Source organism: Grimontia celer, from assembly GCF_900055185.1.
Classification (GTDB): Bacteria; Pseudomonadota; Gammaproteobacteria; order Enterobacterales; family Vibrionaceae; genus Enterovibrio; species Enterovibrio celer.
This window is the reverse complement of the sequence record NZ_FIZX01000002.1, coordinates 401727-421025: the sequence shown is the minus strand read 5'-3', so window position 1 is coordinate 421025 and position 19299 is coordinate 401727. Positions and strand designations below refer to the sequence as shown.

The window sequence follows — 19299 nt, the reverse complement described above, 5'->3', positions numbered from 1 at the left end:
GAGAGACCGCAGCTTAAAACAGCCCGGCAGCGAGGACAGCAAAGGAGATGATGATGAAGCAGTTACCACTATGGCTGAGATACATGCTGTCTGTTCTGGCGCTGACAATGGCGCTGAGCTTTATCGCCGGAGAAGCTGTCCGTTCTTTCGAGCGCAACTATCTCTCAGAGCGCATGGATAACCAGATCCGCGCTAATTTCTCTGCACTCACCTCCGCGCTGTCTTCCGACGTGCTGACAAAAAGCTCCGGAGCACTGAACAACAAACTCGCTTTGATGGCCGAACACTACCCGGACCTTTGCTATATCTCCATTGTCACTGAAGGTGGAGTAGAAATCGGTCAATGGGGTGATAAACCGCACGACGATAACCCGATGGCCCTTAACTTCATCAACCCTGTCAATTACCGTGATATTCGTGTCGGTGACATGCAAATCTCCATGAGTAAGAAACAAATGTTGGCCGACATTGAACTTCATGTGGAGAAGATGCGCATTTACACCGCAGTCACGCTGCTGGTTCTGGGTTTAATGATTTACCTCATCTCACAAAAAATGGTGTTCAGCCCTCTATCGAAGATTAATCAGCGCCTTATAGAAGTGGCGGATCAGGAAGGCCATCCCCGCGAGCATTTAGATGAAATCACACGTCTATCCAAATCTGTCGATGATTTGGAATTCCATATCGAACGCCTGAAATTCAGGGAGTTAGAACTCGATCATGCCCGTGAACAAGCTGTTGCCGCCAACATGGCGAAGTCACAGTTTATAGCAACCATGAGCCATGAAATCCGCACCCCAATGAACGCCATTCTCGGAGCCATCGACATTCTCAAAGAAGAGGAACTCCCCGAGCAGTGTGAAACGCTCACTAACATGGCGGACGATGCTGCGCATCTTCTGCTTAATCAGCTCAATGACATTCTTGATTACTCGAAAATCGATGTCGGTGCGATCAAAATCGAGGAGAAAGAGTTTGATGTGACGGAAATGGCCCGGGGTGTAATGTCAATGTTCGAGAAATCTGCAAACGCCAAATCCCTCCAACTTCGATTCGATGATCGCCTCAATCACCACGTGGTGGCAAAAACGGACGAGGGCAAATTATCTCAAGTCATGACCAATCTGGTGGGAAACGCGATCAAATTCACCCAGTTTGGTGAAGTAGAATTAATGCTTAGCCACCAGTTTCCTAATGGACTTCGTATTCAAGTCCGCGATTCCGGTATTGGCATTGAACCCGAATATCAAAACCTGATTTTTGAACCTTTTACCCAGAAAGACGCGACCTTCTCACGCACTTATGGCGGCGTTGGTATGGGCCTTGCGATATCGAAGCGTTTAGTCGAATTGATGGGAGGCGAAATCAAGCTAGAGAGTCACGTTGGACTTGGCAGTGAATTCACCGTTCTTTTGCCCTGTGAACTCCACTACCCAGAGGAATATGAGCCCGCAACACTCAGTCGCAAAGCATTCAGAAGTGATACTGGAACGGCAATCCTATTGGTGGAAGACAACGCCGCCAATCAGCTCATCGCCAGAACCATGCTAGAACGAGCAGGCTTTAAGGTCACTACCGCCAACAACGGCAAGGAAGCTATCAATGCAGTCGAAAAGGACGAATTTGCGCTTGTTCTAATGGACTTGCAAATGCCAGAAATGGACGGATTCACCGCTTGTGAAACGATTCGAACCCTCAACGAGCAAGGCCGTACTCTGCCTATTCTCGCCATGACCGCCAACGTGAGTGAGAAAGATAAAGCCAAATGCAAAGAAGTGGGCATGGATGACTTTCTCGCCAAACCCGTCAATAAACGCACCATGATTGACGTGATTGAAAACTGGACAGGGAAGAAGCACATCAGCTTTGATGCTTAACTTTATACAGCAAAGCGTCTCTCTCTCGCCAACGCGAAGAGGTAAGGCGCTTTCTCAATTACCACTCTCATCTTCACATTAAAAACTGCATGAATCATTAAGTAGGTAACGGCTCAACCCAATATAGGCTCATCTCCATTTGGAGACATATCCTAAACGATCTCTTTGCGCGACAATTATCGTTGGTTTAGATCCAATAACTCCCTGCCATCCACAATTCCACCAATGTTTCCCGCGAAATCATCGAATTACTTCTATCTTATATTTGAGACAAATGCACCTAGGGACTGTTGATCTCTGGTGATTAAATTTTGTTCTAGCCCTAAGCGTTTTAGGCGCGGCGAGGTGTTAGAGAAGCACGATATTTCAGCACAATTTGATGATCGCGAGATTTTCCCATTTTTACTTTCAAAATGAGAAATCCGAAGTAAGCCCATCATCCGACATTAAGTATCTCTTTGTTTTTATTTGACATTGCAACATGGTACGGAATTCGCATTAGAACCCATATCTATACAGGTGAGGCAAAAAAATCATGCAAATTGAATCCATTAAACAGCCTGATGAATCCCTCCTACTGATCGTCCGAGGCGACATGGATGCCCAAGGATGCAGCGAAGCACAACCTACGCTCGATGAACTCGTTGCTGAAGAAAAAATGTCTGACATCACCATGAACCTGGGTGAGGTCGACTTCCTCGACAGCTCCGGTATTGGTGCCATTGTGTTTTTGTTCAAAAGACTAAAAGCCAAAGGCCACACATTGTCTTTGACCAATGTGCACGGGCAACCCATGGAAATCATCACTCTGCTCCGCATCAACAGCGCCATCTCTGTAGAAGCTGCGCAAACCACTCAGTAAACCGAATCGCCACAGGGAGAAACGGGATGAGAAAACTCTTTACGCTTACCTTTGCGATTGCAGTACTTTCAGGCTGTTCAGCATTTCCCGACCATGGTCAGGGCGGTATGGCTGAGGCTTATCATTCAACCATTTCTCCTGTTATGCCAGATGAGCCACTAGGCCCTGAACACGGCTTACGCTTTGAATGGGAACTCGGTGCCAGACATTTGGATGTGTTGGTGCTTGAAGGAGCAGAACTTTGCTTTCCAGCCACCGTGCTGCAAGCGAGAAGAATGCAAGACCGCATTGTGCGTGAGCTGCATGGTGGACTCGAATTTGATGCTGCCAACGACATCATTATCCAACGTGCCACTCTCGAAAGGCTCGAAAAACAGCTAGATGCAGTAAAACGCAGTGGCGCATGTGTACCAGCTTCGGCAGACGGCTACAACAACGCCTCTGACCTCGCCGCTAAAATCTATGCTCTGCTGAATGTTGATAATCAGTTTGCTTTCAACTCACCAGAAGTGAACCCGAAATACATGGGACACCTCGCGGAGGCCGCCCATCTTCTCCGTGATATTCCGCAGTACAATCTCCACGTAACGGGGCATGCAGACTCAATCGGAAACTCAACCGCAAACCAAAAGCTCTCTCTTGCTCGTGCTAATCAGGTCAAACGTTACTTGCAGATTTTCGGATTAGCACCGTCGCGCATTACTGTCGCAGCTGTTGGCTCAACCGATCCTCTGTTTGAAGGCAATGAGCCTGAAACCCGTTTGGTCAACCGCCGCGTCTCGATTGAAGTCATCGAGGCTGGCTCGAAATCCGGCGATGGAGGAAGCAAGCAATGATCCGAATTATTATCCTCCTTGCTACATTGTTGCTGAGCTTCGCAGCACAAGCAGAAGACTACCGCGTTCAAGTTGGTGACCAAATTGCCATCATGTTGCCCGGTGAAGTTACGCTAAACAAAGAATTCCAGATTGACCGTCAGGGTCGGTTAACGCTCCCAGAAGTCGGTATGATTGAAGCGACGGGGATGACAGAAGCCGAACTGGATACCGCGGTGAAAGAGACCCTCAGCGCCGTTATTCGGGATTTGTCGTCTTTGCAGGTATTTGTCAGCAAGCGACAACTTTTGGTCACCATCGAAGGTTATGTGGAGGAGCCAGGCGAATTCACGCTTAACCAAAATGCGTCGGTTCAAATGGCACTTTACGCTGCAGGTGGCCTTAGAGCCGGTGCCCAACTTGACCGCTTCCAACTTCGTCGTGGCGAAGAAGTCGTCATCTTCGACTACAAGAAATTCCTCGACACAGGCGACTCGTCCATTCTGCCCGAACTTCGTTCATTGGATACGCTTTTCATCCCAGTCTCTCCCATGATCGGTAACATCGAGCAAACCTTCGACCCTACAGCACTGGCGGACTCTGGTGATGCAGCGGAAGACAGGGAAGCCATCAAGGTTTTCGGGGAAGTGTTGCGCCCTGGCAGCTTTTCAGCCAAAGACGAAAACAACCTCGTCGACATGCTAATGCGTGCCGGTGGCGTGACCCGTTATGCGGCTGTTGAGCAAATCCGCGTCATATCGGGCAACGAACCTAAGATCTTTGACCTTAAAAAATACCTCGACTCGGGTGATGAAAGCCTGCTGCCAAACATCGTGGCTGGTGCGACCATCTTCGTACCCAAGCAGGAAGAAGAGATTAAGGCTGGTTCAAACATTGTTTATGTGATGGGTGAAGTCGCTAAACCCGGCGCTTACGAAGGTAAAGAAGAAGCGACCTTCATCGATATTCTTGCCAATGCTGGCGGCCCAAACCGATTTGCTGACAGTCGACAAATTCGCATTATCCGCCGTGATGGTTCGACTGTACCTTTTGACCTTTCAGAGTTTACTGATGGCCGAATGACGGGCCCTATGCCAGCCATCAAGCCGGGTGACGCCATCTTTGTGCCCGAAAAACTCGACCAGAATGAAAAATCCTGGCTCAAAGTGGCTCCTTCCCGTGCAGTACGTGTCATTGGCGAAGTACTCCGTCCAAGCCGCGTCGAATGGTCAGATGAAATGTCACTCTTGGATTTGCTGGCTCATGTTGGAGGCCCAACCTCACGCGCTGATACCAGCCGTATTGAAGTGGTAACACCTATCGGCGGGAACCGCACCAAAACCTACGTACTCAACCTCGACACCTTTATCAACGAAGGTCGCCCTGACAGCGAGCTACCGGAAATTCGCGCAGGCTCCACCGTACGTGTGCATGACTTGCCTGATGATCCAGTCGACAACAAATCAAAATGGATTCGCCAAAGCTCAGACAGCTCCATCTATGTTTTCGGACAGGTGGGCGCACCCGGTCGATACCGTTTTACAGAAGAAATGCATTTTCTCGATATTCTCTCTGCAGCTGACGGCCCAACGGCAGACGCAGATCTCCATAACATTCGTATCACGCACTTGGATGGAAAACACGCTAGAGTCAGCCGCCTGAATCTCGCCCTGTTTTTTGAAACGGGAGATTCCAACTTACTGCCGGAAGTAAACATTGGCGATACCATTTATATCCCGGAGAAAGACAGAAATTGGTTGGATCGCCCAAAAGAAGAAACTATTCGCGTTCTAGGCGCGGTTAACAGGCCCGGTCGCTACAACTTTGATGACCATATGACGATTTTGGATCTTCTTGCTGAAGCAGGCGGAACATCTAACAACGCGTATGTTGAGAAAATCACTGTGGTGAACCTATCCTGCTGCCGCGATCAAGCACGCACCTTTAACCTTTCAGAGTTCAGTCGTACAGCCCGTTTTCAGGATCTACCTGTTCTTCGAGCCGGAGATACGGTGTATATCCCGAGCAAAGATGAAAGTACCGCTGAGAAAATCCGACAGGGCATTACTGACCTGTTCCAGCTCGCCGGTATCGCAGCGCTTATAGGAGTATTGTGATGTTTATTTCGCCGTTAAATGTCGAAATCGAGCGTATTTATTTTCAAATCGTTCGTAACAACTACAAAACCCTCACTATCACTGCCACAGAGTCTGGCGAAGGCGTCACCTCACTGGCTTCGGCTATTGCTCACCGTTCTTTACTGGCAGGCCAGTCTACCTTGGTCGTGGATCTTAATCTCTACCACCCAAGTCTGGTAAGCCAAGGTATGACAGTGACCACCTATGACAATCACTATCTGCCAAATCCTGAGCTTGTTGGTGTAGATGGAGAGAACACCTATTTCACTGGCATTATCGCGCCTTCCAAGCGTGAAACCATCATGGAACTGCGCCGCCCGGGTTCGCTGGAAACGTATGTCGAGGAATGGCATAAAGACTATGACCTGATCATTTTCGATACCTCACCAGTCGCTCGCCTTAATGCCAATAATATTCCACCAGAGCGGGTAGCAGCGGCTTCTGATGGCACCATTATGGTGGTCATGACCGGTCAGACGACAGAAGCGCAAGCATCAGAATCAGTCAAAAAGCTCAATGACGCTGGCGCCCATCTGTTGGGCTGTGTCATGAACGATAAGAACAATCCATCGCTGAAAACCGAAATCCTCCGTGAGATTGGCAGGTTAGGGAATCGCTTCCCGAAGCTCACACAAAAGCTCCGCAAGTCGATATTCAGCAGCCATCTGCTGTCGTTGGAGATTTAATCTATGGTCTCAGTAGTTCAGGATATCTGTCGACCAGCAACACTAGGAAAAGTCAGTGATACTCGCAAGCGGCTTGGTCAAACGCTCAAGCAACGCGGTGTCGCCGATCATCTTTCTAACAAGATTCAGCTTTGTTTCTCTGAAGCGGCCGCTAATCTGCTGGAACACACGGAACCTCATCCAACATTTATCGCCGTCTCATTGGAATGCGTTGATGGGCTGTGGCTGCTGCACATTGACGATGACGGTGAAAGCTGGGATCCCACTCTCGCTAACCGCGTTAAATCACTAGACACTTTTGAAGAAAAAGAAGGCGGACGTGGTTTAGCGTTGATACACAGCCTGACAGATGGACTTGAATACACTAAACGCACCACCTTTGGGGAAAACCGCCTCACCCTCAAATGGAGCATTCAACAAGTGGCGACCAAACCTAGTGTATTGGTCGTCGAAGACGATGACAGCCAGCGTAGACTCATCAGTGCTTACCTTTCTGAACACTTCAAAGTCTCAGAAGCCTCTAACGGTCAGGATGCACTCCAGTTTTTGATGAATAACAACGTTGATCTGGTTATTTCCGACATTCGGATGCCAGGCATGGACGGGCTGGATTTAAAAAAGGCGCTTCACAACCAGACAAACACCTTGCTCACGCCGTTTATCTTCCTCACGTATGCGGACAGTCAAGAGATACGCGACAACGCCATGGGGTTAGGTATTGACGATTACATTCTTAAGCCCGTCACCAAATCTGCGTTGGTTCAGAGTGCTCGGCGGGTTTTGCACCGCTCCGAACAAATCTACCGTCAGCTCACCGATAAGGTAAACCATCGCATCACCAATGCTTTGACGCCTTCTTTGCCGACAGAATCCCGACAATGGCAAATAGCATTTGCTACAAGAAATACGGGCATCGGCGGCGGTGATTTGATCCTTCATCGTGATACCGACGATTTCCTGATGATCAATATGGTCGATATCATGGGTCACGATGTGGCGGCGAAATTCTTCTCATACGCCTATGGGGGTTACCTTCGCGGGCTTATGTATCACGTTGATGATACTGATGATCCCTGTGGCACCCTGCTAAGCCGCCTCTCCGATTGCGCCATGGACGACAATCTGCTTTCTCAGGTCATCCTTACCTGCTGTTCTGTCGCCCTTTACGACGATGCGAAATTCTCCATGGCAACTGCAGGTCATCCAGCCCCTATCAAAGTCAGCGAGGAAGGTGCAGCTCTCATGAACGTTGGCGGCATTATGCCCGGAGTGCTCTATGGCGCTGATTACGACACACTTACCACCACGTTGAAGTCAGGTGAGCGTATTGCCATGTATACAGATGGGTTGTTTGAAGCCGCAGACTCACCGGAAAGCCGGCAAACACTCGAAAAGGCAGTAATGAGGGAACTAGAAAACACATTGGCACTTCCCGTTACCGAGGCCGTTCAGCATGTCATCCAGGTTTTTGATAATTATGGAGATTGGCACCGGGACGACGCCACCATCATGCTATTGGAATACGCTGACCCTGTACTAGACTGAAAGATACGCCCGCTCGTTATCGAAGCATGTGACGCATATAAGAGAGATAGAGGCTTGGTTTGAAAATTCGCATTAGAGCTGTTTTTAGCGTTGCCATCATTTTGTCTGTCATTTTGGCAGTCATGATTGCTCTCGCCGCTACATTGCTGAAAAAAGAAAAAGAGCATGACGTTTATCATCTAGAAGCACATATTTCCCAGCTCGTTACCTTAACTACTCTCCCCTATCTGGAGCGCCGTGATCTTGCCGGTCTTCAACGCATCGCAGACGAAATTACAAAACAACCAGGGATCCTATACCTTACGATTGAAAAAGGCGGAGACATTTGGGCACACTCTCACTCAAGCCGCGACCCGACGATTAAAGTCACCACGGTTGCGGTTCCTATTGATAAAAGTCCAGTTCCCAATGTCGATGCGGTCATTGGCTTCCAAGCACAACACTTTGAGTCAGCCTCATCTGAGCTCGGCCAAATCATTATTTTCAGCACCATCGCGATCGCTGTCATTGCCATTTTGACCCTCTATTTCATGATGGTCGGCGCTATGCGCCCATTAAAACGGCTGAACCACCTTCAGAGCATGAACACTGACCCTGACGACGTGAAGCTGATTAACTATTCAGATGACATCAGCGCAACGGTTGACCTGATTCTCAATACAAAAGAAAAGCTTGAGCAAAGCTATACCCAACTTCACTGCTCTTTGAAAGAGCAGCGGTACTCCTACAGCGAAGCGCGCCAAATCGAGGAACAAAGCGAAGCCATTTATAAAGCGTCACACGACGCAATCATCGTTGCCAACGATCAAGACATCATCATTGAGTTCAGCCCCGTTGCTGAGCAAATCTTCGGTTGGGATCGCGATGACATCGTTGGCAAGCCCATGGCAGATACCATCGTCCCTCCCCCAATGCGTGATATGCACATCCAAGGCATGCGACATTTCCTTGAAACTGGTGAAGGCCCCGTACTCAACAAACGTATTGAATTAACGGCAATCAGACGCAGCGGGCGGGAGTTCCCGATTGAGATTTCTATTTCCGCCGCGAAGACCGAAAAAGGGCATATTTTCGTTTCCTATATTCGTGATATTACCCAACGCCTGCAGAATCAGACCGAGCTCAAGATTGCCGCTCATGCTTTCGACACCTCTGCCCCCGTATTCATCGCCGATAACAAAGGGCACATTATTCGAAGCAACCCTGCATTCACCGCCATCACAGGTTACCAAAGCGAAGAAGTCGAAGGGGAAAAGCCAAGGTCACTGAGTGCAAACCCAGAAGACTTAGGGTTCCACAAGAAGATCTGGCGAATTCTCCACTCTGAAGGTAGCTGGGATGGCGACATGCGCTTGCGCCATAAAGATGGACACGAAATTCCTGTCCATATGTCCATCACCTCAATCACCGATGAAAGCGGTGACCTCACACATTATGTTGCGCACTTTTTTGACCTGACAGGCCAAAAACGGGGCGAGAAAAAGCTCAAGGAAATGCAACTTGCCGCTGAAAACGCCAACCGCGCGAAAAGCCGTTTCCTCGCTGCCATGAGCCACGAAATCCGCACACCAATGAATGGTGTATTGGGCGTGTTGGGACTTCTGAAAGAAACTGAGCTTAATGACCTCCAGCGAAAACTGGTGAAGACGGCGCGCGAGTCCGGTGAGCTGCTGCTTGCCATCATCAACGACATTCTCGACTTCTCGAAAATGGAAGCGGGAAAACTCTCGCTCGAAAACAACCCCTTCAATATGTACGACCTGTTTGAGCATACGGTCGACATCGTGTATCCGCAGGCAGAAAACAAAAACCTACAATTGACATCTCGCATTGTGGAAGGGGTTCCAAAGTATCTGGTGGGCGATGGCGACCGGGTGCGTCAAATCATGCTCAACCTGCTTTCAAACGCCGTGAAATACACCAATACCGGAGCGGTCAGCATTACGCTTAAATGCCTCCATCGCCGTCCAGACTCTGTGCAGCTTCAGTTCGATGTTAAAGACACAGGGATCGGCATAGATGAGAAACACATTCCGACGCTGTTTGACGAATTCACCATGGCTGAAGCGACCTATAACCGGATTCACGAAGGCAGCGGACTGGGGCTCGCTATTTGTAAACAATTGGTCAGTCAAATGAATGGGGAGATTTCGGTGATGAGTGAAGTCGGTAAAGGGTCCGTGTTTACCTTCACCATTGAGCTTGATATTGCTGATGATCAGCAATCATTGGAAGCCACTAATAAACGTAAGCAGCAAGTTGACAACAACATATCGTCTTCCTTGCGCATTTTGGTGGCAGAAGACAATCCCGCGAATCAGATTGTCCTTCGCACAATGATGGAATTCTCAGGCTTGTCTGTCGACATCGTCAGCAACGGCGAAGAGGCCGTCGAAGCCGTATCCCGTATTCCTTACGACATCGTCCTGATGGATATCTCGATGCCGCGCATGGACGGTATGGAAGCAACCAAGAAAATCAGAGCCATGGGCTCACCTACCAAAGATGTCATTATTGTCGCGCTCACCGCACACGCACTCCGTGGAGATCGCGAACACTTTATTGAGCTTGGCATGGATGACTTTGTTTCCAAGCCTTTCACTCGCCAGTCAATTCTGGATTGTCTTGCCCGTTGGCAACCGGACAAACCCAACACCTTGGTTGAATCTCAACTAGACAGAAGCGCACCAGCAGCAACCCATATTACCGGTATTGCCGAAGCCGCTGGCATTGCAGATTCATTGAGCATGTCAAAGCCTGAACCTGACAATGCAGAAGTTCAGCCTGAGTCTCGCGAACACATCACCAACAAAAATGAACAGCTCGTTTCTCCACATCAAGAAGCCGTTTCAACGGAATCTATTAGAGATAAGGCAGTAGCGGAACAACCTGTTGTTGATGAGACTCTTGCTGATGAACCTATTGTCGATGAGCCTACGCTGATCCAGCTTGCCAGAGACACATCAGCAGATTTGGTGCCAGAACTCATCGAGTTCTACATCAAAGATGCTCGCCAGCGGATTGAGACAATCGCGACCGCAGCATCAAACGCCGACCATTATGCGCTCGAATTTGAAGCCCACACGTTGGGCAGTAGCGCCGCCGCGCACGGCAACAAGCAACTTTGTCGTTTCTGCCGGAATATTGAAAAGAATTGTATTGACCAGAACTTTGAGCTGGCACTCGAAAGCGCCCAAGCCATTGCCGGCGTTGCAGAAAAATCTTTTGAAGCATTAGAAGCTAGGGCAGAAAGAGGCTTTTCTGAGCAGTAACCAGATCAAACTGTCTTACACTTAATATAAAACAAAAACTTAGGTCATCTTTCCCAGTCAGGGTACGCAGCAGGATGACGACAAAAAGGAATAAGATCACATGAAGTCAACGTACCGTGTGCTGATCATCGAAGACTCGCTGCCACTAGCCAATTTGTACAAACAGTACTTGGCTAACGAGCCAATTGAACTCGCTTGTGCAGAAACTGGACAGGCGGCACTCGACTACCTCCAGGAGAGCACACCTCATCTCATTCTCCTCGACTTAAAGCTCCCAGACATGCCTGGCGAAGAAATCCTGCAATGGATTAAGAAGCAAGGCCTGCCTTCTTCTGTCATCATTGTTACCAGCCACGGCACGCTAAATACGGCAGTGGATTTGATGCGTCAGGGTGCAGCCGATTTTCTCGAAAAACCCGTCAGTGCAGAAAGGCTAAAAACCACCATCAAAAATCAGCTTGAGCATGCCCGCCTGCAAGGACTGGTCGAAGATCTTCAAAGTAGTTTTGAACGCCACACCTACCAAGGGTTTATTGGTGCCAGTCTACCTATGCAGAACGTCTACCGCATCATTGACTCTGCTGCGCCAAGCAAAGCAACCGTGTTTATCACTGGGGAAAGCGGAACGGGTAAAGAAGTGTGTGCAGAAGCCATTCACAACCAAAGCCCCCGTGCCGGCGAAGCTTTTGTGGCCCTGAACTGTGGTGCCATTCCCCATGATTTGATGGAAAGCGAAATTTTCGGCCATGTAAAAGGCGCATTTACGGGTGCAAGCAACGACAGGAAAGGCGCTGCGGCTCAAGCCAATGGTGGCACGCTGTTCCTTGATGAAATCTGCGAAATGGACTTGGAATTGCAGAAAAAACTGCTTCGTTTTATCCAAACAGGACGCTATCAGAAAGTTGGTGCCAGCAAAGAAGAAACCGTAGATATCCGTTTTCTCTGTGCCACCAACCGCGATCCCATGAAAGAAGTCGCCGAAGGCCGCTTCCGTGAAGATTTATATTACCGCTTGCATGTGGTGCCTCTTGCTATGCCACCGCTTCGCGAACGCGGCGATGACATTCTATCAATCGCCACCAGCTTTCTTGTTTCTTACGCCAAGGAAGAAGGCAAGCAGTTCACCCGTTTCTCACCTGAAGCGGAGGTGGTGCTTCGTCACTACCCTTGGCCTGGCAATGTTCGTCAACTTCAAAATGTGGTGCGCAACGTAGTGGTGCTTCACGACGGCGAAGCAGTCACTATTAAACAACTACCGCCACCGCTAAACGAGACACTAAGCGATCAGGAAATTCGTTCGATAACCCAAACCATGAAACCTGAGCCTACATCGAGTGGATTTGGCGAGGAAACGTCAAGTGAGGAGGTAACTCCGGGCTCTGACATTCGTCCGCTGAGTGAAATTGAGCGTGAAGCGATTCAGAAAACCATCGCTTACTGCGATGGGAATGTGCTTAAAGCAGCTGTACTGTTGCAAATCAGCCCTTCCACTCTGTATCGGAAAAAACAAGCGTGGGAAACCGACGAAGCCTGAGACACTCAAGATAACGCCGCTTTCGAGCGGCGTTTCTTATGGTCTTCTTCCCTTCGCTTACCCAACAGAGCGCTCCCCTTCTTGATTCAGGTAAGCAATCAACTCTCTCAAACCCTCTGTCACCGAGGTTTGAGCCATCAACCGCAACTCCTTCTTCGCATGCATCGGGCTTCCGATGGAAGTACGGATATCGCCTTTACGGGCAGGAAGGAATGAAATCTCAACTTCCGTTCCGGTCAAAGACATCAAAGTCGTTGCAAGGCGATTAACTGACAAGGCTTCACCGCGACAAACATTAAATACGTCCGACGATGTGGAAATATTCGACATGGCTCCGCGAAGGAAACGCACCACATCACCGACGTAGATAAAATCACGTGTCTGCTCACCATCGCCAAAGATGGTCAAAGGCTGCGATGCCATAATCTTATCCGCGAAGATTGAGATAACGCCAGAGTAAGGTGATTTCGGATCCTGTCTTGGTCCAAACACATTAAAGAAGCGCATGCCTGCGGTTGGCACACCGTGCACCATCGATGCAACGCGGGCATGTAATTCTGACCCCAGCTTGTCGGCACCGTAAGCAGTAAGCGGTCTGGGAATAGAACGCTCGGATAACGGCATATCAGCATTATCGCCGTAAACCGCGGCTGAAGATGCATAAACCACAGGGGTTTTAGCTGCGCGAGCGGCTTCCAAAACGCGAATGCTGGCAGTCAGATTAACATCGTGGGTCTCAATCCACTCCTCATTTGAACGCTCGACAGAGGCGATGGCGGCAAGGTGAAAGCAGCCGTCCATTTCTTTCATCGCATCTTCGAGTACTCCGGGATGACAGATATCAGCCACTCTAAGCTCGCAGTGTCTTGGCACATTGGTTCGATAGCCGGTAGAAAGGTTATCGACCACTCTCACATGATGACCGTCAGCCAGCAGCGATTCGACAAGGTGAGATCCGATAAATCCGCATCCACCTGTAACTAAATAACTTGCCATATAGACCTCTGTCTTTTTTAGGGTTCTAAACGGGCTCTTTGCAAAGGGTTTGCCAGATTTTAATTTCTGGAGGGTTTCAGATAAAAGACAGGCTTAGAAAGCAGTGATTAACTCTTTATAAAACATAAAGATAAATTGTAAATCGCATTCTTTTAGCATTTTAAATGCCTACCACTCACCTCATTTGTTGTTTCACTTTTCTACGCGATTGGATTTCGTGCAGAGGATGAATTCGTCATTTTGACATGCGCTTTGACGAATTAGCCGTTCATGGTTTCTCATTTTGATGAAATTCAATAGGTTGCAGGCCAGCCCCGTTATGACCAATTATTACATTTCAATGAGTTAGCACTCTGGCACCAACTTTGCTCTTGGTATTTATCGATCAACTTTCTTCATTGATAACGGGTGGTAAAAATGGACACAAAGAAGATTTGGTTAGTTTTAGACAGCCGCGGATTTGGTGGTATCGAATCCCATGTTGAACATCTCGCTATGGGTTTAGCCAGCGCCAGAAATGAAGTTACCGTTGTGTTTCTCAATAACTACGGCAATCACCCCGTTCAGCGTCGTCTTCTATACGCAGGCCTTAAATGTGACGTATTAGACGGGCGTTTAACGACGTTATGGCGTGAAATCCGTAAGCAGAAACCTGATGTTATCCATACTCATGGTTACAAAGCCGGGATTCTAGTGCGCCCAATCTGCAAAATGATGGGCATCACCTGCGCCAGCACTTTTCACAGTGGAGAAGAAAAGCACGGCAAGCTAAAAATGTACGATTGGTTTGATCGCCATACCGCGTTCTTAGCTGATAAAGTGTTTGCCGTCAGCACGCCTATTCTTTCGACTATCCCTTGTCCTGCTGAGTTGTCAGACAACTTTATTAACGTGCGCGATATTTCCTTGTCGTCCGGTGAGGAAATTGCTTTTGTAGGTCGATTAAGTAAAGAAAAAGCCCCTGACCGTTTTGTATTGCTCGCCAAGCATTTCCCCTACTTAGATTTTCATGTTTACGGAGATGGGCCAATGCGAAAAGAACTTGAGCAGTCTGCCCCTGCCAACGTCGTCTTTCACGGCGCACAAACTGACATGCGCCGAGTATGGCCAAGTATCGGTTTACTGGTACTTCCTTCCCGGGCAGAAGGCTTGCCTATGTCATCGCTGGAAGCTATGGCTCGTGGTATTCCCGTTGCTGCCTTCAATGTTGGAGCTTTGGACAAGCTTATCGAGCATGACAAAAACGGTTGGCTGCTCAAGCAAGGTGACGTCACCTCCATGGTTGATGTTGTGCATGGCTGGCGTAATAGTGACCCACAAAAAAGATCGATGTGGCAGCTCAATGCCATTTCAACCGTGAAAGAGCATTATTCCGCCGAAGCTGTCGTTCCAAAACTGCTGAAGGCTTATTCACTATAAGCATCTTCTTATTTGATTCTCAAAATGAAAGAAAGCCGAGAGCCTGGGTGAGGAACTTCACTCAGGCTCTTTTAATTCAGTCGCTTAGAATCTTGGCGTGGTCTTTGCAGAAGTCACTGAAAAGCAAGTCCGGCGCATTCATCGCCAAACAGGACTGGAGGAAGAACAATGATGCATTTACCACAAGCCCAACAAACCCGTCAGAACATTTTGTTTGTACATTATGGTGACAACTGGATTCGCGGCAGTGAACGTTGTTTGATTGATCTGCTCACTCACCTCGACAAGTCGGCTTTCGCACCTGTGCTTTGGTGTAACAACGAAGCGTTGGCGGAAGAGGCACGTAAGCTTGATATTCCAGTCTATGTCAGCAACTTTACTCTGCTGTTTGGCGAACAGGCGCCAAAGTGGGATGTGGTCGGCTACAGCAAGCTGGTCAACGAAGGGCTTCGCATTGTCGATAAGCATCAAATTTCCCTTCTGCACTCAAACAGCGGTGCTCCTTCTCAGTGGTTAAATCTGGTTGCCCGCGCAAGAAAGTTACCTTTGGTGCTTCACCTGCATTCACGCTATCCACTTCGCGACCGCATTACTCTTGGCTTTCATCATGCCAGCATGGCAGTAGGCGTTAGCCAACCTGTTGTTGACCAGTTACTAAGTGATGGCGCAAATGAAGCCCGTTGCCAGGTGATCCCAAATGGTATCGACACAGAAAAGCTGCTGAGCCAACCCGTCGAGGATATTCGCAAAAAATGCGGCATTCCTTACCACGCTTTCGTCGCTGTTACCGTTTGCTCCCTGATCCACCGCAAAGGTGTTGACCTTCTTATTGAAGCCTGTCGCCAAATGCGTGAACTTCGCCTACCTATCCATTTAGTGGTCATTGGCGAAGGCAGCGAGCGTGAAGCATTGGAAAACCAAATCGCGGAAGCTGGTCTTGAAGACCGCATTCACCTGATTGGTGAGCAGAAAAACGTGGTTGGGTTGATGCGTGGCGGTGCGGATGTGTATCTCTCCGGCGCACGGGAAGAAGTGTTTGGTCTGACTCTGGCAGAAGCCAATCTTGCTGGCCTTCCGGTAGTAGCGCCTCGTGTCGGCGGTATTCCGGGTGTGATTGCCCACAATAAAACCGGCATTCTGGTTCAGCCTGACAATGCTCATGCCATTTCACAGGCTGCTTATCACCTCTTCACGAATCCGGAACAAAGCCTTCAGTTTGCACAAGATGGTTATCGTCGAGTGATGGCAGAATTCACCATCACCCAACATACCGAGCGTTTCGAGGCGCTTTACCAATCGCTGTTGGCTAATCCGAAGATGACCGCTCGCTGGACAAATCAATGGCAGTTTGTACCACCAGTGAAAGCATCACTCAACTTTGTAAAAAAGCTGCGTCGTCAACCTTCGGAGGCTGCGTAATGAACCGTTTAAAGCATATTGTGATTCTCGATCCGATCCCATTTGCGGGCGGATCAAAGGTATCAACCAAACATATTTTGAGCCAATTGGAGTCGCAGCAGGTGCGGATTTCGATTCTAACTTCAGATCCTGATACCTGGGCGAAAACCAAGGCTTACGTAAAACCGTTACATATGCCAAAGCCACTGGAGAAAACAGAGCAAGGTTTGAGTTACTTTGCCCGCCACTTCCTGATTGCTTTGCAGCTTATCTGGCTTCGCCTATTCGTTGGCAAAATGGACACCGCACTCGCCGCCTCAGGACCTGGTGTTGACCTGGGTTTGTATATTGCGCGTGCTTTGCTGGGCTATCGAATTGTACAAATGGTTCATGGCCCGGTTGCCCGCTCGCGCACCATTGGCCGGTGCCTGCTGTCAGCGAATGAAGTCTACTATCTCGACTCGACCCGCGATTCACTAAACAACGCCATCAGCGCGACAGGCAGTGGCGACGATGTTTCAGCCTATCCACAATTTCAAACATTTCGAAATGGCCTTCCAAAAGCGCTCTGGCCGAGTCGCTGCCAATACGATTATGCGGTTTTGTTTTGGGCAGCATCGCTCCTTAAATGGAAGGGATTAGACACACTGACCAAGGCACTTTCGCACATGAAGCCTTCGGATCGTCCTGAAACCCATATCTGCTTTATCCGCCCAAAACAGACTAATTTGGCCGTCAGTGACGCACCACAAAGCATATCCAAAGTGTTCTGGCATGAAGCGCCGGACTCACTGGATGCGATTCGCGCCAGCAGCAATATCTTTGTTTCTACCAGTACCAAAGAACCTTTTGGATTGTCGATTCTGGAAGCCATGGCGGCGGGCATGTGTGTGATTATTCCTTCTGATGGTGCTTATTGGGACACCCAGCTAAGCGACGGGGAAAATTGTTTGAAATACATGCCTGATGACGCAGCAGATCTCGCCCGAACATTGGCAAAAGCGCAGCAGAATATGTCTATGCTGAAAATGTTAGGTGATGAAGCATTTCAAATCGCGCGACAGTATCGTGCTGAACTTTGCTTCTCAGCAGTGTGCGAAGCACTTACCCAACAAGGCGCACGTGGTGATGCAGCGCTGGCCCGTGACGAGGTGCAAGGATGAAAACGCTCTCACCCATGATGAAGCAGACTCTGCTCTATGGCAGCAGCATGGCATTAATGAAAGGCATCTCTCTGCTGATGCTGCCTTTTATCACTCATCAACTGCCACAGGCAGAGTTCGGTCAGCTGGAGATTGTCAGTAGTATCGCTGCGCTCGGCAGTATTCTGGTGGGGTTAGGCCTTGAAGACGCGCTTTACCGCTTTGTGGGCCGCTGCAAATCAGAAGCAGAAAGGCTCACCATGTCAGCGCGGATTTTTACTCTCACTCTCATCGTATGTGCCGTCGTTATTCCATTGTCATGGGCGTTAGCGGCTTGGCTCGATAGCTTCGTGCCGGGCGGTCTCACAACATATCAACTGCGCTTGGTGCTTCTGATGTTGGCACTTGAAGGATGCATTGCAGTGCCGCTCGGTTGGATTCGCATGCAAAACCGTGCCTTTACTTTCTTCTCTGTGGCAGTCGGGCGCGCACTGTTCCAAGCTGCACTCACTGTCGCGATGCTTCTGGCAGGCCGCGGTGTCGATGGCGTTTTAGAAGCAGGGATTATTGCCGCCATCGCGCAATCTGTGATCCTGTTTATCATCCAAATCCGTGAAACGGGTCTGGCGTTCTCCATGCCTGTCGCCAAACAGTCACTCATTTACAGCATTCCAATCATGGCCAGCGGCTTGATGGCATTTACTATGAATGGTTTTGACCGTTGGGTGCTGGCAGAAGTCAGCTCATTGGAAGAAGTCGCGCAGTTTGGTGTCGCCGCCAAATTCGGACTGGCTGTCGTGCTGCTTTTACAACCTTTCGGTATGTGGTGGATGCCAAAGCGCTTCGATGTACTGTACGGCGTCGAAGGGCGGGAAGCAGCAACACGTTACACCTGTTTTGGCCTTACCGCTGTGATGCTGATTTCGGTGTTGGTTGCCTTTTTGGCACCGCTCGCTATCACCTGGTTGCTCCCTGATAGCTATCAGCTTGCGGCGACTTTTACCGTTTTTCTGATTATCGCAGCATTGTTCAAAGAACTGGCTGAATTGGTCAACCTTGGCAGTTTCGCTGGAGACACCACCTATGGCCAGATGGCTATTAATGTCGTGTCTGCTTTTGTTGCTGTAGGCACTCTGATTTGGTGGGGCAATAGCCACGGCGTGATGGGTGTACTGATGGCACTCACCTTTACCCAAGGTCTGAGATTCGTGCTCTTCTATGCCGTAAGTCAGCATCTCTACCATCTGCCTTACCCACTGACTGCCTTGCTCATGTGCGGAGGTTTTTGCATGTTCTGGCTGTACGTTTCTACCTATGAATGGTCAGACATCGCGCGGCTGATGCTAGTGGGCATGGCAATGGTCTCGATGGTGCTTTTGGCGCAACGCTTCAACCTGCTGCCAAAGTTCTCTATCCAGGCAATGAAAAGGCAAACAGCAAACTAACCGCCAATTTGATTAATCTGACTTTCAAAATGAGAAAACGCCGTTTTATCGCACGGCGTTTCACTCTATCCATATGAAAATTATGAATATTACATCTTGGCACGGTTAGTGCTCTCTTCTTGGGAAAAGGCGCTCTATCAGAGCGGAAAAGAAAACCAAGGAGAAAAACT

General features: G+C 49.1%; 13 protein-coding genes. 12 read left to right on the top strand and 1 reads right to left on the bottom strand.

The window, feature by feature from the left end; translation table 11 throughout:
• Positions 1-53 precede the first annotated feature (53 nt).
• The 8 genes from GCE9029_RS12065 to GCE9029_RS12030 all read left to right on the top strand — a co-directional run bounded on the left by GCE9029_RS12065 (position 54) and on the right by GCE9029_RS12030 (position 12729).
• Positions 54-1877, top strand: coding sequence for a response regulator (locus tag GCE9029_RS12065; protein ID WP_082804342.1), 1824 nt, complete (start codon positions 54-56; stop codon positions 1875-1877).
• 535 nt (positions 1878-2412) lie between these two features.
• Complete coding sequence (locus GCE9029_RS12060) at positions 2413-2739, top strand: STAS domain-containing protein (RefSeq protein ID WP_062663503.1); 327 nt, start codon at positions 2413-2415, stop codon at positions 2737-2739.
• Positions 2740-2765: 26 nt separating this feature from the next.
• A complete protein-coding gene (locus GCE9029_RS12055) occupies positions 2766-3575 on the top strand; it encodes an OmpA family protein (protein ID WP_062663502.1) in 810 nt (269 codons plus the stop codon).
• Complete coding sequence (locus tag GCE9029_RS12050; RefSeq protein ID WP_062663501.1) at positions 3572-5671, top strand: polysaccharide biosynthesis/export family protein; 2100 nt, start codon at positions 3572-3574, stop codon at positions 5669-5671. The genes GCE9029_RS12055 and GCE9029_RS12050 overlap by 4 nt, the downstream gene beginning before the upstream one ends.
• The gene (locus GCE9029_RS12045; RefSeq protein WP_062663500.1) at positions 5671-6378 is read left to right on the top strand and encodes a P-loop NTPase family protein; all 708 of its coding nucleotides are present in this window, start codon (positions 5671-5673) and stop codon (positions 6376-6378) included. Before GCE9029_RS12050 ends, GCE9029_RS12045 begins: the two co-directional genes overlap by 1 nt.
• A gap of 3 nt (positions 6379-6381) precedes the next feature.
• Positions 6382-7923, top strand: coding sequence for a response regulator (locus GCE9029_RS12040; protein ID WP_062663499.1), 1542 nt, complete (start codon positions 6382-6384; stop codon positions 7921-7923).
• A 122-nt stretch (positions 7924-8045) separates the two neighbouring features.
• Complete coding sequence (locus GCE9029_RS12035) at positions 8046-11195, top strand: PAS domain S-box protein (protein ID WP_062665631.1); 3150 nt, start codon at positions 8046-8048, stop codon at positions 11193-11195.
• Between the two features lie 100 nt (positions 11196-11295).
• The gene (locus GCE9029_RS12030; protein WP_062663498.1) at positions 11296-12729 is read left to right on the top strand and encodes a sigma-54-dependent transcriptional regulator; all 1434 of its coding nucleotides are present in this window, start codon (positions 11296-11298) and stop codon (positions 12727-12729) included.
• Between the two features lie 57 nt (positions 12730-12786).
• On the opposite strand, the gene GCE9029_RS12025 is transcribed toward GCE9029_RS12030, so the two are convergent.
• Positions 12787-13725 (bottom strand): NAD-dependent epimerase/dehydratase family protein, encoded by a 939-nt coding sequence (locus GCE9029_RS12025; protein WP_062663497.1) that lies wholly within the window; start codon positions 13723-13725, stop codon positions 12787-12789.
• Between the two features lie 417 nt (positions 13726-14142).
• Between GCE9029_RS12025 and GCE9029_RS12020 the strand changes: the two genes are divergently transcribed.
• The 4 genes from GCE9029_RS12020 (at position 14143) to GCE9029_RS12005 (ending at position 19129) form a co-directional block, all read left to right on the top strand.
• Positions 14143-15144 (top strand): glycosyltransferase family 4 protein, encoded by a 1002-nt coding sequence (locus GCE9029_RS12020; RefSeq protein ID WP_062663496.1) that lies wholly within the window; start codon positions 14143-14145, stop codon positions 15142-15144.
• 168 nt (positions 15145-15312) lie between these two features.
• Positions 15313-16563, top strand: coding sequence for a glycosyltransferase (locus GCE9029_RS12015; RefSeq protein ID WP_062663495.1), 1251 nt, complete (start codon positions 15313-15315; stop codon positions 16561-16563).
• Positions 16563-17705, top strand: coding sequence for a glycosyltransferase family 4 protein (locus tag GCE9029_RS12010; protein ID WP_062663494.1), 1143 nt, complete (start codon positions 16563-16565; stop codon positions 17703-17705). The genes GCE9029_RS12015 and GCE9029_RS12010 overlap by 1 nt, the downstream gene beginning before the upstream one ends.
• Positions 17702-19129: a lipopolysaccharide biosynthesis protein gene (locus GCE9029_RS12005; RefSeq protein ID WP_062663493.1), complete on the top strand. Its 1428-nt coding sequence runs from the start codon at positions 17702-17704 to the stop codon at positions 19127-19129. Before GCE9029_RS12010 ends, GCE9029_RS12005 begins: the two co-directional genes overlap by 4 nt.
• Positions 19130-19299 lie beyond the last annotated feature (170 nt).

Bases quoted from the DNA above. Each gene is read 5' to 3' on its own strand.
- GCE9029_RS12040 (WP_062663499.1), top strand. From the start codon at position 6,382: ATGGTCTCAGTAGTTCAGGATATCTGTCGACCAGCAACACTAGGAAAA.
- GCE9029_RS12010 (WP_062663494.1), top strand. From the start codon at position 16,563: ATGAACCGTTTAAAGCATATTGTGATTCTCGATCCGATCCCATTTGCG.
- GCE9029_RS12065 (WP_082804342.1), top strand. From the start codon at position 54: ATGAAGCAGTTACCACTATGGCTGAGATACATGCTGTCTGTTCTGGCG.
- GCE9029_RS12025 (WP_062663497.1), bottom strand. From the start codon at position 13,725: ATGGCAAGTTATTTAGTTACAGGTGGATGCGGATTTATCGGATCTCAC.
- GCE9029_RS12020 (WP_062663496.1), top strand. From the start codon at position 14,143: ATGGACACAAAGAAGATTTGGTTAGTTTTAGACAGCCGCGGATTTGGT.
- GCE9029_RS12030 (WP_062663498.1), top strand. From the start codon at position 11,296: ATGAAGTCAACGTACCGTGTGCTGATCATCGAAGACTCGCTGCCACTA.
- GCE9029_RS12035 (WP_062665631.1), top strand. From the start codon at position 8,046: ATGATTGCTCTCGCCGCTACATTGCTGAAAAAAGAAAAAGAGCATGAC.
- GCE9029_RS12050 (WP_062663501.1), top strand. From the start codon at position 3,572: ATGATCCGAATTATTATCCTCCTTGCTACATTGTTGCTGAGCTTCGCA.
- GCE9029_RS12005 (WP_062663493.1), top strand. From the start codon at position 17,702: ATGAAAACGCTCTCACCCATGATGAAGCAGACTCTGCTCTATGGCAGC.
- GCE9029_RS12045 (WP_062663500.1), top strand. From the start codon at position 5,671: ATGTTTATTTCGCCGTTAAATGTCGAAATCGAGCGTATTTATTTTCAA.
- GCE9029_RS12060 (WP_062663503.1), top strand. From the start codon at position 2,413: ATGCAAATTGAATCCATTAAACAGCCTGATGAATCCCTCCTACTGATC.
- GCE9029_RS12055 (WP_062663502.1), top strand. From the start codon at position 2,766: ATGAGAAAACTCTTTACGCTTACCTTTGCGATTGCAGTACTTTCAGGC.
- GCE9029_RS12015 (WP_062663495.1), top strand. From the start codon at position 15,313: ATGATGCATTTACCACAAGCCCAACAAACCCGTCAGAACATTTTGTTT.